Source organism: Streptomyces eurythermus (assembly GCF_014649115.1).
GTDB lineage: Bacteria > Actinomycetota > Actinomycetes > Streptomycetales > Streptomycetaceae > Streptomyces > Streptomyces eurythermus.
Genome location: NZ_BMSK01000005.1, coordinates 260,625 through 273,979 on the forward strand (window position 1 = coordinate 260,625; position 13,355 = coordinate 273,979).

The 13,355-nt window shown below is 70.1% G+C and carries 8 protein-coding genes; 3 read left to right on the top strand and 5 right to left on the bottom strand.

Annotation, left to right across the window (positions count from 1 at the left end):
• Positions 1 to 10: 10 nt before the first annotated feature.
• Positions 11 to 2,383, bottom strand: coding sequence for a DUF6049 family protein (locus IE251_RS11390; RefSeq protein ID WP_189752772.1), 2,373 nt, complete (start codon positions 2,381 to 2,383; stop codon positions 11 to 13).
• Positions 2,384 to 2,679: 296 nt separating this feature from the next.
• Here IE251_RS11390 and IE251_RS11395 point away from each other — a divergent pair, with 296 nt between their 5' ends.
• Positions 2,680 to 4,122 (top strand): CCA tRNA nucleotidyltransferase, encoded by a 1,443-nt coding sequence (locus IE251_RS11395; RefSeq protein WP_189752773.1) that lies wholly within the window; start codon positions 2,680 to 2,682, stop codon positions 4,120 to 4,122.
• Between the two features lie 123 nt (positions 4,123 to 4,245).
• Here the strand turns inward: IE251_RS11395 and IE251_RS11400 are convergent, their stop codons facing one another.
• The 3 genes from IE251_RS11400 to IE251_RS11410 all read right to left on the bottom strand — a co-directional run bounded on the left by IE251_RS11400 (position 4,246) and on the right by IE251_RS11410 (position 7,417).
• Complete coding sequence (locus IE251_RS11400) at positions 4,246 to 5,508, bottom strand: MFS transporter (RefSeq protein WP_189752774.1); 1,263 nt, start codon at positions 5,506 to 5,508, stop codon at positions 4,246 to 4,248.
• Positions 5,509 to 5,607: 99 nt separating this feature from the next.
• Positions 5,608 to 6,690, bottom strand: coding sequence for an inositol-3-phosphate synthase (locus IE251_RS11405; RefSeq protein WP_030615128.1), 1,083 nt, complete (start codon positions 6,688 to 6,690; stop codon positions 5,608 to 5,610).
• 43 nt (positions 6,691 to 6,733) lie between these two features.
• Positions 6,734 to 7,417, bottom strand: a complete 684-nt coding sequence (locus IE251_RS11410; RefSeq protein WP_189752775.1) for a PadR family transcriptional regulator — start codon at positions 7,415 to 7,417, stop codon at positions 6,734 to 6,736.
• A 394-nt stretch (positions 7,418 to 7,811) separates the two neighbouring features.
• Between IE251_RS11410 and IE251_RS11415 the strand changes: the two genes are divergently transcribed.
• The gene (locus IE251_RS11415; protein WP_229896700.1) at positions 7,812 to 10,502 is read left to right on the top strand and encodes a transglycosylase domain-containing protein; all 2,691 of its coding nucleotides are present in this window, start codon (positions 7,812 to 7,814) and stop codon (positions 10,500 to 10,502) included.
• A gap of 135 nt (positions 10,503 to 10,637) precedes the next feature.
• Positions 10,638 to 12,203, top strand: coding sequence for a glycosyltransferase family 87 protein (locus tag IE251_RS11420; RefSeq protein WP_189752944.1), 1,566 nt, complete (start codon positions 10,638 to 10,640; stop codon positions 12,201 to 12,203).
• A gap of 88 nt (positions 12,204 to 12,291) precedes the next feature.
• Here IE251_RS11420 and IE251_RS11425 read toward each other — a convergent pair whose 3' ends face one another.
• On the bottom strand, positions 12,292 to 13,323 hold the full coding sequence (locus IE251_RS11425; RefSeq protein WP_030786347.1) for an alanine racemase: 1,032 nt from the start codon (positions 13,321 to 13,323) through the stop codon (positions 12,292 to 12,294).
• Between the last annotated feature and the right edge of the window lie 32 nt (positions 13,324 to 13,355).

Consider the following 13,355-nt stretch of genomic DNA (forward strand, 5'->3'; position numbering starts at 1 on the left):
ACGACATCGCTCAACGGTCCACTCTCTCACCCGTCCCGGACGGGTCGGCGCTTTCCGGTGCGGTGTCCGGCGCAGGGTCACTCGGCTGCTCCGGGTCGTCTGCCCCGGAGCCGGAGTCGGACTCCTGGGGGAGACGGCCCTCGGGTGCCCCGGGGTTCCCGGGCTCGTCCGGGTCCTTCGCCGCCGTGCCGGGGCCGTCGTCCTCGGGCTGCCGGGCCGCGGCGCGCTTGCGCTGGGTGTACATCCGGAAGCCGGCGAGGACGAGGAGCAGGACGCCACCGCCGATGACCAGCATCACCGTGGGGGTGACCTCCGTGACCTTCACGTCGAAGGTCACGGGTTCGCCGTATTTGCGGCCGTCCTCGGTGTACAGCTGGGCGATGACCGCGACGCGGCCGTTGGCGTTGGCCGAGGTGGTGAACTTCACCGACTGGCTGTGCCCGCCGGAGATCTCCACAGGCTGTTCGTAGTAGGCCTTGCCGCCGATCTCCAGACGGGTCGGCATGGTCGACTCCAGGCGCAGCACCAGGTGGCCGACGGGCTGGACCAGGTTGTTCTGGACCGTGACCGGGATGGTGGCGCTGCGGCCCGAGAGCTTGGTCTCGGACTTGTCGATCAGCTTGACCTGGTCGGCCAGCTCGTCGAGCCATGCCTCCACGCCGTCCCGGTACCCTTCCGCCGCGCCCCGGTGGCCCCGCCAGGACGTGGACATGTCCCGGTTTATGGCCCGTCCGAACGGGGTGACGACGCGGGACTGGTCGCTGAGGATCACACGGAAGTTGTCGAGCTTGGCCTGGGTGCGGGCGATCTGCTCGAAGGCGGTGCGCGGCAGGTCCTGCCTGCGCAGCGAGGCGGGGTAGGCGGACGCCGGGGGGATGCGGGTGGTGGCGGCCGGGTCGGGCTTGTCCTTGGCGGTCGCGGTGAGGTCCTGGGGCTGGGTCCAGGTGCCGCCCTGGAGCGCCTTCACGGCCGCCGCCATGGCCTGTGCCTGGCTCGCCGTGGGCATGCGCTGCGGGGCGACGAGGATGCTGCGCTGCTTGTCGGTCTGCGAGTTCACTTCCAGGCTCTGGGCCAGGAACCGCTGCACGGCCAGGGTGGACGCGCCCGCCTTCGTCAGATCGCCCTCGAACACCGTGGACAGCCGGCTGTCGGCGACCACGGCCGTGGTGCCCCCGCCGACCGGGCGGGCGGCGGACGGCGTGTACGGCAGCCCGGCGGTCTCCTGGAGGCTGTCGCTGCGGGCGATCACCCGGTCGGCCCCGGCGGAGGTCGCGACCTTCATGATCGACCGGTCCACGGCGCCGTCGACCGGCCAGGCGAAGTCGGTGGTCGGGGTGACGTGGAGCACGGTCTTGACGGTGGTCGCGGCGACGTCGGTGGCGTCCTTGAGGTGGCTGAGCGAGCCGGTGACGCTGGTGCCGTTGTGCGCGAGGGAGGCCAGGTCGGGGTCGGCGAAGGGCAGGGCGACGACCTCCTTGCCGGCCACCGCCTTCTGCAGGGCGGCCAGCCACTGCTTGGCGAGCGCCTGGTGCTCGCGCGGACCGGGCGTGCTGGTGCCGTCGGCGGCCTGGAGCCGGTAGTTGCCCACGGCCATCGCGTCGACCGAGGCCAGCAGGTCCGGGTCGATCACCCAGGTGACGTCGAGATCCTTGCCCAGGTCCACCATCTGGGCGAGCCGGCCGCCGGGCGCCAGCTCCTTCGCCAGGTCGTCGTTCAGGAACTCCGGCGTCTGGAGGTCGCCCGCGCCGGTCTTGGCCGTCATGTGGACCGTGGACAGCAGCGGCCACAGGACCGTGGTCCTGGTCTTGGTGCCGGCGTCCGACGGCTGCCACGGCAGGAAGGTCCGCTGGATGCCGAGCACCCGCGGCCAGGGCCGGGCGGAGGTCTCGCCGGAGAGGGCGACCCCGAACTCGTAGACCCCGTCGTCGTCCAGGCCGAGCTTGTCGACGGGGACGGAGATGCTGAAGTGCTGGGCGACGCCCGGGGCGAGCTTGTCGAACTTCTCCTCGTACTTGTCGCCGACCTCGGAGGCGGTGCCGCCCTGCGGATCGTCGGAGTGCCGGGCGACGGAATCGATGTCCGAGCGGGTGGTCAGCTGGGGGCCGACCCGAAGGCCCACATGGGCGTCGGTGACGGCCTGCTTGCCGTTGTTGGTCACCGTGCCGGACACGGTCAGCGTGTCGCCGTCCGTGGGGGCACTGGGGGTGAGCGAGTCCAGGGAGACGGACACCGAGTCCGAGGAGGCGGCCTGCGCGGGCGCGGCGACGGGCAGCTGGAGCAGACCGGCCAGCAGTGGCGCCCCGGTGAGCAGTGCTCCGGCGCGCCGCAGCCACCGGCGGGCAGGTGAGGCACTGGTCCCCTGGAAGTCAGCCGCCTCGGCCACGCGCTCGCCCGTCCCTCGTCGTCAGTGGTCGTCGGAATGTGCGTCCACGCATGGTAACGATGCGCGCTGAAGGGAAGTGCCGCGGTCTCCTTCACAAGATCGGCGAGCAGTCGCGGCGCGTCCCCTATATCCAGTATCGAGGGGAGAGCGGCCGTACGCCGCGAGAGCTGCGCTTGCGGTGGATATGCAAGGGGCTGTCCCATCGCCCCGGCGGGGTGCTCCGGCGCGGGCGCACGCCGATGACCGTCTCCGGCCGGGCCGCCTTCGGGCGCGCGGGGCACGTACCCTCTTCTGTTGTGCCGAACCCCAACGAAGACACTCCCTCTGCCCTGAGCCAGGCGCAGCAGCGCGCGGTCGCCGAGCTGCTGCGGGTGGCGCCCGTCGCCGACGACCTCGCCCGCCGTTTCCAGGAGGCCGGGTTCTCGCTCGCCCTGGTCGGCGGATCGGTCCGGGACGCGCTGCTCGGCCGGCTCGGCAACGACCTGGACTTCACCACCGACGCTCGCCCCGAGGACGTACTGAAGATCGTCCGGCCATGGGCGGACGCCGTATGGGAGGTGGGGATCGCCTTCGGCACGGTCGGCGCGCACAAGGGCGGTTACCAGATCGAGATCACCACCTACCGGTCGGAGGCGTACGACCGCACCTCGCGCAAGCCGGAGGTGTCGTACGGCGACTCCATCGAGGAGGACCTGGTCCGCCGCGACTTCACGGTCAACGCGATGGCCGTGGCACTGCCCGAGAAGACCTTCATCGATCCGCACGGCGGCCTGGAGGACCTCGCGGCCCGTGTGCTGAGCACCCCGGGCACGCCCGAGGAGTCCTTCTCGGACGATCCCCTGCGCATGATGCGGGCCGCCCGTTTCGCCGCCCAGCTGGACTTCACGGTGGCCCCCGAGGTCGTCACCGCGATGACGGAGATGGCCGGTCGGATCGAGATCGTCTCGGCGGAGCGGGTCCGGGACGAGCTGAACAAGCTCCTGCTGTCCGCGCACCCGCGCAAGGGGCTGACGCTGCTGGTCGACACCGGGCTCGCCGAGTACGTCCTGCCCGAGCTGCCGGCGCTGCGTCTGGAGAGCGACGAGCACCACCGGCACAAGGACGTCTACGAGCACACGCTGATCGTCCTGGAGCAGGCGATCGCTCTGGAGGAGGACGGTCCCGACCTCACTCTCCGGCTGGCCGCGCTGCTGCACGACATCGGCAAGCCGCGCACCCGCCGCTTCGAGCAGGACGGCCGGGTCTCCTTCCACCACCACGAGGTGGTCGGCGCCAAGATGACCAAGAAGCGCATGACCGCCCTGAAGTACTCCAACGAGCTGGTCAAGGACGTCTCCCGGTTGGTCGAACTCCACCTGCGGTTCCACGGCTACGGCACCGGGGAATGGACGGACTCGGCGGTCCGCCGCTACGTCCGTGACGCGGGCCCGCTGCTGGACCGTCTGCACAAGCTGACCCGCTCCGACTGCACCACGCGCAACAAGCGCAAGGCGGCGGCGCTCTCCCGGGCCTACGACGGCCTGGAGAGGCGGATCGCCCAGCTGAAGGAGCAGGAGGAGCTGGACGCCATCCGTCCCGACCTCGACGGCAACCAGATCATGGAGATCCTCGGGGTCGGCCCCGGCCCGGCCGTCGGCAAGGCGTACAAGCACATGCTGGAGCTGCGCCTGGAGCACGGACCCATGGATCACGCTGCCGCGGTGGCGGCCCTGAAGGAGTGGTGGGCCGCGCAGAGCTGAGCCGGGTCCCGGAGGGGTGTTTCACGTGAAACACCCCTCCGGGACGGCGACAACGAGGGCCGATGTTTCACGTGAAACATCGGCCCTCGTTCTGTCCTGCCGGATTCCGGTCGGCTCGTCGGCTCACCGCCGCCCGAAGCGGACCAGGGTCACGGCGATCACGCCGTAGATGAGGGCGACGAGCATCACCAGCGGCGTCGAGCGGCCATCCGGTGGCAGCATCAGCGCGGCCACCCCCGCCGCACCGACGAAGGCGACGTTGAAGAGGACGTCGTACACGGAGAAGACGCGGCCGCGGAAGCCGTCCTCCACACACGCCTGGACGATCGTGTCCGTGGCGATCTTGGCTCCCTGGGTGATCAGCCCCAGGACGAAGGCGGCGACCATGAGCGGCCCGGTGGCGAACGGAAGCCCCAGTGCCGGCTCCAGCACCATGGCCGCCCCGGAGCACGCCACGATCCAGCGGCGGGGGCCGAGCCGTCCCGCCGTCCAGGGCGTCACCACGGCCGCCGCGAAGAACCCGGCGCCGGACAGCGCCAGCGCCACCCCCAGCAGCCGTAGCCCTTCCTCGGGGGAGCCGGCCAGGGCATGGCGGCAGAGCATGAGCAGCAGGACGAGGAGCGCCCCGTAGCAGAAGCGCATCAGCGTCATCGCGGCCAGCGCCCACGCCGCCTCGCGGCGCCGGGGCGCCGTCAGGTGCCGGATGGCCGCCGGCAGCTCGCGCGCGGTCCCGGCGAGTGCCGTGCCGATACGGGGGCGGGCCGGGCGCCGGTCGGGGCCGAGGAGGCCGGGGGGCAGGCGCAGGGACGCGAGGCTCGCGCTCAGATACAGCAGGGCCCCGCACAGGACCACCGCCGCGTCGGAGTCCGCCGCCACCATCCGGACCGCGAAGGCCAGACCCCCTCCGGCGGTCGCGGCCAGGGTGCCGGCCGTCGGGGAGAGCGAGTTGGCCAACACCAGGCGCTCGGCGTCGACGACCCGGGGCAGCGCGGCGGAGAGCCCGGCCAGGACGAAGCGGTTGACGGCCGTGACACACAGCGCGGAGACGTAGAAGAGCCAGTCGGGAGCGCCGCTCGTGATCAGCACGGCGGTGGCCGCCGCCAGCAGGGCCCGCAGCAGATTGCCGTACACGAAGACCTGCCGGCGTCGCCAGCGGTCCAGCAGGACACCGGCGAAGGGGCCGACCAGGGAGTAGGGGAGCAGCAGGACGGCCATGGCAGAGGCGATGGCGGCCGCCGAGGCCTGCCTCTCCGGGGAGAAGACGACGTATGCGGCGAGCGCGACCTGGTAGACCCCGTCGGCGCCCTGGGACAGAAGGCGGACGTACAGCAGGTGCCGGAAACGCCGCAGGCTCCACAGCAGGCGCAGGTCACGTACGACGGGCATGGGCGACAGCCTCACATGAGCGGAAGGTCCCCGGGTCACGTGACCCGGGGACCTTCACAGCCCTGGCAGGAGCGTTTCGTGCGAGCGGTCCTCAGCGCCTCAGCGCTCGACCTCGCCGCGGATGAACTTCTCGACGTTCTCGCGGGCCTCGTCGTCGAAGTACTGGACCGGCGGGGACTTCATGAAGTACGAGGAGGCCGACAGGATCGGGCCGCCGATGCCGCGGTCCTTGGCGATCTTCGCGGCGCGCAGGGCGTCGATGATGACACCGGCGGAGTTCGGGGAGTCCCAGACCTCCAGCTTGTACTCCAGGTTCAGCGGGACGTCACCGAAGGCGCGGCCCTCGAGGCGGACGTAGGCCCACTTGCGGTCGTCCAGCCAGGCCACGTAGTCGGACGGGCCGATGTGGACGTTCTTCTCGCCGAGGTCCCGGTCGGGGATCTGGGAGGTGACGGCCTGCGTCTTGGAGATCTTCTTGGACTCCAGGCGCTCGCGCTCGAGCATGTTCTTGAAGTCCATGTTGCCGCCGACGTTCAGCTGCATCGTGCGGTCGAGGATGACACCGCGGTCCTCGAACAGCTTCGCCATGACACGGTGCGTGATGGTCGCGCCGACCTGGGACTTGATGTCGTCACCGACGATCGGGACGCCCGCCTCGGTGAACTTGTCCGCCCACTCCTTGGTGCCGGCGATGAAGACCGGGAGGGCGTTGACGAAGGCGACCTTGGCGTCGATGGCGCACTGGGCGTAGAACTTCGCCGCGTCCTCGGAGCCCACGGGCAGGTAGCAGACCAGGACGTCGACCTGCTTGTCCTTCAGGACCTGGACGACGTCGACCGGCTCCTCGGCGGACTCCTCGATGGTCTCGCGGTAGTACTTGCCGAGGCCGTCGAGGGTGTGGCCGCGCTGGACCGTGACACCGGTGCTGGGCACGTCGCAGATCTTGATGGTGTTGTTCTCGGAGGCGCCGATGGCGTCCGCCAGGTCCAGACCGACCTTCTTGGCGTCGACGTCGAACGCCGCGACGAACTCGACGTCGCGCACGTGGTAGTCACCGAACTGCACGTGCATCAGGCCGGGGACCTTGGACGCCGGGTCGGCGTCCTTGTAGTACTCGACTCCCTGCACCAGCGACGCGGCGCAGTTGCCCACGCCGACGATGGCTACGCGAACCGAACCCATTCCGGTTGCTCCCTGTGTGTACGAGTGAGGCCCTGACTGGGTCTCACGTGGCGGTGTCGTCGGGCGTATCCGTGCGGGGGGCCTCCCCGCGACGGGGCAGGCCGCCCGTCGTTCCATTGGTGGTGTCCTGCTGAGCGGGCCCCCCGGACGCGGAACCCCTCAGGTCCCGCCCGGCCCGCTCGCTCTCGATGAGCTCGTTCAGCCAGCGCACTTCGCGCTCCACGGACTCCATCCCGTGGCGCTGGAGCTCGAGCGTGTAGTCGTCGAGGCGCTCCCGGGTGCGCGCCAGTGAGGCGCGCATCTTCTCCAGGCGCTCCTCCAGGCGGCTGCGCCGGCCCTCCAGGACGCGCATGCGCACATCGCGCGAGGTCTGCCCGAAGAAGGCGAACCGCGCGGCGAAGTGTTCGTCCTCGTAGGCGTCGGGGCCGGTCTGCGAGAGCAGCTCCTCGAAGTGTTCCTTGCCTTCCGCCGTCAGCCGGTAAACGATCTTGGCGCGGCGTCCGGCGAGGGGAGCGGCGAGGGCGTCGTCATGGGTGTTCCCGGGCTCCTCGATCAGCCAGCCGTTGGCGACCAGCGTCTTGAGACAGGGATAGAGCGTCCCGTAGCTGAACGCACGGAACACACCCAGCGAGGTGTTCAGCCGTTTGCGCAGCTCATAGCCGTGCATCGGGGACTCCCGCAGCAGGCCGAGCACGGCGAACTCGAGGATGCCGGAGCGCCGGCTCATCGTCGCCTCCTCCCGGCCCGCGGGGTGGTCCCGCAGGTCTCGCAGTGCCTGTCAGCGCCTTATCTCGCGCTGATGTATCGGTTCGATACATCACGACGATAGAACGGCCCGTCACATGCGACAAGGGGGACGGCGGTGAACGGGATCACATCACCGATTCGTAGGAGGCAAGTTGCCTGTTTTGGGGTGAACTTCGGGGCTCGGTGGGTTTTGGTGCTGCGTAGTCTGTGCGGCATGGACACCACCGGGAACCGCGTGACGCCTGGGGAGCGTCCTCGTCCCCGGTGCAGTACGGGTGAATGCGGAACCGACCACATCCGTACTCCGGGGGGACCGGAAACCAGCCGCCGTTCCAGGCGCGCACGGGTGCGCCTGCCCGAGGAGTAATCGTTCGATGAGCGAGCACCGTCGCAAACCGCCGCAGCCGCAGGGAGGCGGACGTGCCGCGGCCCGACGCGGCCAGTCCGGCTCGTCCTCCGGCCGCCGTGCGGCACCGCGAGGCGCCACCGGGTCTCCTGCCGACTCCTATGGACTCCGCTCCCATGAGCCGGACTCCGCCGGCCCGGGGGGAGAGGAGCGCCCCTACGGCGGCCGGGCCGAGGCGCGCCGTGCGGCGCAGAGAGGCAGCCGGCGCAGAGGGACCGACACCACGGGCCCCGGGCGCGGCAGGGGCCGTGCGACGACGGCACCCGGCAAGAAGCGGTTCATCGACTACCCCCGGGCAGGCAAGGGCGGCTGGCGGCGCTGGGTGCCGTCCTGGAAGCTCGTCAGCGGGCTGTTCGTCGGCTTCGTCGGCGGTCTGGTGGTGATGATCGGCGTCGGCTACGCGATGGTGTCGATCCCTAACGAGAACGACGCGGCGAAGTCGCAGAACAACGTCTACTACTGGTCCGACGGCACCCAGATGGTGGCCACGGGCACCGGGGTCAACCGGCAGAACGTCAGCATCGACCAGATCCCCGAGGCGATGCGGTACGCGGTCATCTCCGCCGAGAACAAGTCCTTCTACCAGGACTCCGGCGTCGACCCCATGGGCATCGCGCGCGCCATGGCCAACATGGCCCGGGGCGGCCAGACGCAGGGTGGCTCGACGATCACCCAGCAGTACGTGAAGAACACGTACCTGAGCCAGGAGCAGACGGTCACCCGCAAGTTCAAGGAGATGTTCATCTCCATAAAGGTGGGCACGAAGCTCGACAAGAACCAGATTCTCCAGGGCTATCTGAACACCTCGTACTTCGGGCGGGGCGCGTACGGCATCCAGGCCGCGGCGCAGACCTACTACGGCAAGAACGCCGTCGACCTCAAGCCGAGCGAGTGCGCCGTCCTGGCCGCGCTGCTCAAGGGCCCGACGTACTACGACCCCGCGGGCAACCAGGACCTCGACAAGACGGCGACCCCGCAGGCCAACGAGAAGCGCTCCAAGGAGCGCTGGGCGTGGATCCTCGGCGAGATGCACAAGGACAAGCACCTCAGCGACGCCGAGTACAAGGAAGCCATCGCCCAGTACCCCAAGCCCGACGGCCGCAAGGCGACCAGGGGCATGACCGGTCAGGTCAGCTACCTGGTCGACACGGCGAAGAAGTACGTCCTCGCCCACTCCGACATCACGGAGGCGCAGTTCGACCGGGGCGGCTACCAGATCTACACGACCTTCGAGAAGGACAAGGTCAGCGCGCTGGCCAAGGCCGTGAAGAGCGTGCAGGCGGAGAAGCTCGACCCGGAGCACCGGGAGCTGGACAAGTACGTCCAGTTCGGCGCGGCCTCGGTGAAGCCCAAGGACGGCGCGATCGTGGCGCTGTACGGCGGTGACGGCTACGAGAAGGGGCACTTCACCAACAACGCGGACACCTCCGGTGTCCCCGTGGGTTCGACCTGGAAGCCCTTCGTGCTCGCCGCGGCCATGGAGTACGGCACGTACAAGTCCGGCGGACAGGGCGTGTCCCCGCTGAGCAAGTACAACGGCGACGACCATCTCAAGGTCCGCAAGCCGGACGGGACGTATTACCTCAACAAGGACAACTCCTACTTCTTCCAGGAGAACGAGAGCGACCATCCCTGGGGTTACATCACCCTGCGCAAGGCGATGGAGCAGTCCGTCAACACACCCTTCGTGCAGCTCGGTGTCGACGTGGGGATGTCCAAGGTGCGTGACGTCGCCAAGGCGGCCGGCATCCTGCCGCAGAGCATGTCGCAGGACCTCAACCCGTCCTTCGCCATCGGTACGTCCACGCCCAGCGCGATCCGCATGGCCGACGCCTACGCGACCTTCGCCGCATCCGGTCAGCAGACGGAGCCGTACTCCGTGACGGCCGTCAAGTACAACGGCACCGACGCGCCCAGCTTCGTCAAGCCGAAGCCCGCCCCCAAGGAGGCGATGGACCCCAACATCGCCAACAACGTCACGGACGTCCTGGAGAACGTCATCCAGAACGGCACCGCCACGAAGGCCCTCGCTCTCGGCCGTACGGCGGCGGGCAAGACCGGTACCACCGACGAGAACAAGTCGGCCTGGTTCGTCGGCTACACCCAGCAGCTGTCGACCTCGGTGGCGATGTTCCGTGAGAACCCCAAGGACCACAGGCTGCTGTCCATGAACGGCACCGCGAACACGGACTCCATCCACGGTGGTGACATCCCGACGCAGGTGTGGACCGATTACATGAAGGCGGCGCTCAAGGGCCAGAACGACCCGGGCTTCCCGAAGGCCACCCCCATCGGCACGGTCCAGAACCAGGCGGGGGCCCCCTCGCCGACCCCGAGCTTCACCCCCACCCCGAGCCGGTCCCCGAGCGCCACGCCGACCCCCACTCCCAGCAAGACGACGCCCACGCCGACCCCCTCGGCGAGCGAGACCTGCGGCTTCGGATGGGGCGACAACTGCGGTGACAACGGCAACGGCAACGGCGGCGCCGACGGTGGCGGCAACGGCATCGGAGGCACGGACACCGGAGGTACCGACGGAGGCACCTTCCCGACGCCCACCGGCACGGAGACCACCGGACCCGGAACCAGCCGGGGCAATGGCAATGGCAACGGCAACGGCAGCGACGGCGGAGGCTGGTTCGCGGGCCAGGAGGGCTAGCCCGGTTCCGGCCGGCCGGCGCGGAAGGACCCGCCCGGAGCGTTTCACGTGAAACAGGGGCCGTCGCACCCACGAGGTGCGGCGGCCCTCGGCGTATTCCTGGACGGGTACGGCTTCCGGGACGGGTACGGCAGGATGTGCCCCATGCCCAGTGCAGAGACGACGTCCGCGAGCCAGCACGAGCCCGGGCCCGTGCGGTCCGCCGCGGCAGAACAGGTGCCGCCGACCAGGGAGGACGAGGTCGCCGCCGCCGGCAGTGAGCTGATCGGCGGCCCCCTGGGACGGCGCGCCCTGCCCGGGTTCTCCTGGTGGACCCCGGTGCGGATCGTGGCGCTCGTGGCCATCGGCATGTTCGCCCTCGGCCTGGTCCAGAAGGCGCCCTGCTACCACGACGCCTGGTTCTTCGGCGCGAGCAGCCAGTACACCCACGCCTGCTACTCGGACATCCCGCACCTCTACCAGGGCCGCGGATTCGCCGACGATCTCGTGCCGTACTTCGACAAGCTTCCCGGCGACATGGACTACCTCGAATACCCGGTGCTCACCGGCGTGTTCATGGAGGTGGCCTCCTGGCTGACCCCGCACAGCGGCTCAATCCAGCACCAGGAGCGGTGGTACTGGTTCGTCAACGCCGGGATGCTGATGGCGTGCGCCGCCGTCATCGCCGTCACCGTGGCCCGTACCCACCGCCGGCGCCCCTGGGACGCCCTGCTGGTCGCCCTGGCGCCCGCCTTCGCCCTGACCGCGACCATCAACTGGGACCTGCTCGCCGTGGCGCTGACGGCCGCCGCGATGCTGATGTGGTCGCGGGGCCGGGCCCTCGCCTTCGGTGTCCTGCTGGGCCTCGCCACGGCCGCCAAGCTGTATCCCTTCCTGTTGCTCGGACCGTTGCTGGTGCTGTGCTGGCGGGCCGGGAAGTGGCGCGCGTTCTTCCAGGCCCTGGCGGGCGCGGTGGGTGCCTGGCTCGTGGTGAACCTGCCGGTGATGCTCACCCATGACTCCTCGGGCTTCCACATCCGCGAGGGCTGGGCGAAGTTCTACACCTTCAGCAAGGAGCGCGGTGTCGACTTCGGCTCCTTCTGGCTGATCTGGGCGCAGAACTCCAGCGACCCGCCCACCACCGGCTTCATCAACAACGCGGCCACCGTGCTGGTGGTGCTGTGCTTCCTCGGCATCGCCGCGCTGACGTTCACCGCCCCGCGCCGGCCGCGCTTCGCCCAGCTCGCCTTCCTGATGGTGGCCGCCTTCGTCCTCACCAACAAGGTCTACTCGCCGCAGTACGTCCTGTGGCTGGTGCCGCTGGCGGTCCTCGCCCGGCCCAAGTGGCGGGACTTCCTGATCTGGCAGGCGTGCGAGGTGGCGTACTTCCTGGGCATCTGGATGTACCTCGCCTACACGACCAGCGGAGACGCCCACAAGGGACTGCCGACGCAGGGCTACCACTGGGTGATCGTGGTGCACCTGCTGGGCACGCTGTACCTGTGTGCCGTCGTCGTACGGGACATCCTCATGCCGGAGCGGGACGTGGTGCGCCGGTCCGGGGACGACGATCCCTCGGGCGGGGTGCTCGACGGGGCGCCGGACGCCTTCGCGCTCGGGGCCGCGGCGGCCGGTCCGTCGGGGCAGGACGCCCGGTTCGGGGCGCCGCCGGTGGACTGGGGCCGTCCCGGCGCACCCTCCCCCGACGACCGCCCGCTCTGAGAGCACCGGGCGCCCCGTCGGTGGCGCGGACACACGGAAGGCCGTACCCGGGACTCCGGGTACGGCCTTCCCGCTGTCGTGACCTGCCTCAGCGGTCCACGATGCGGTCGAACTGGGTCGTGGTGTGCCGCAGGTGGGCCACCAGCTCGTCGCCCACATGCGGCTCGGGGGCGTCCGAGGGCACGAACAGGATCGACACCTGCATGTGCGGCGGCTCGGCGAACCAGCGCTGCTTGCCGCCCCAGACGAACGGGGACAGATTCCGGTTGACCGTGGCCAGACCGGCCCGGGCGACGCCCTTGGCCCGCGGCATGACGCCGTGCAGGGCCTTCGGGGCCTCCAGGCCCACCCCGTGCGACGTACCGCCCGCCACGACCACCAGGTAGCCGTCGGAGGCCGCCTTCTGCTGCCGGTAGCCGAACCGGTCGCCCTTCGCCACGCGTGTGACGTCCAGGACCGCGCCGCGGTACTCGGTGGCGTCGTGGTCCCCCAGCCACAGCCGCGTGCCGATACGGGCGCGGAACCGGGTCTGCGGGAACTGCTGCTGGAGGCGGATCAGCTCCTCCGCCTTGAGGTGGCTGACGAACATCGTGTGCAGCGGCAGCCGGGCCGCGCGCAGCCGGTCCATCCAGCCGATGACCTCCTCGACGGCGTCCGAGCCGTCGGTGCGGTCCAGCGGCAGGTGGATGGCGAAGCCCTCCAGCCGGACGTTCTCTATGGCCTGGTGCAGCTGCGGCAGGTCCTGCTCGCTGACGCCGTGCCGCTTCATCGAGGACATCACCTCGATGACGACACGGGCGCCCACGAGGCCGTAGACGCCGTCGACGGACGACACCGAGCGGATCACCCGGTCGGGCAGCGGGACGGGCTCCTCGCCGCGCCGGTACGGCGTCAGCACCAGCAGGTCACCGCCGAAGAAGTCCTTGATGCGCGCGGCCTCGTAGGTGGTGCCGACCGCGAGCAGATCGGCGCCGAGCCGTGTGGCCTCCTCCGACAGCCGTTCGTGCCCGAAGCCGTAGCCGTTGCCCTTGCAGACCGGGACGAGCCCTGGGAACTGCTCCTGCACGTGCTTGTGGTGCGCCCGCCAGCGCGCGGTGTCGACGTAGAGCGTGAGCGCCATGGCCGGACCCGGGACCTTTCTCGTGGCTGGGT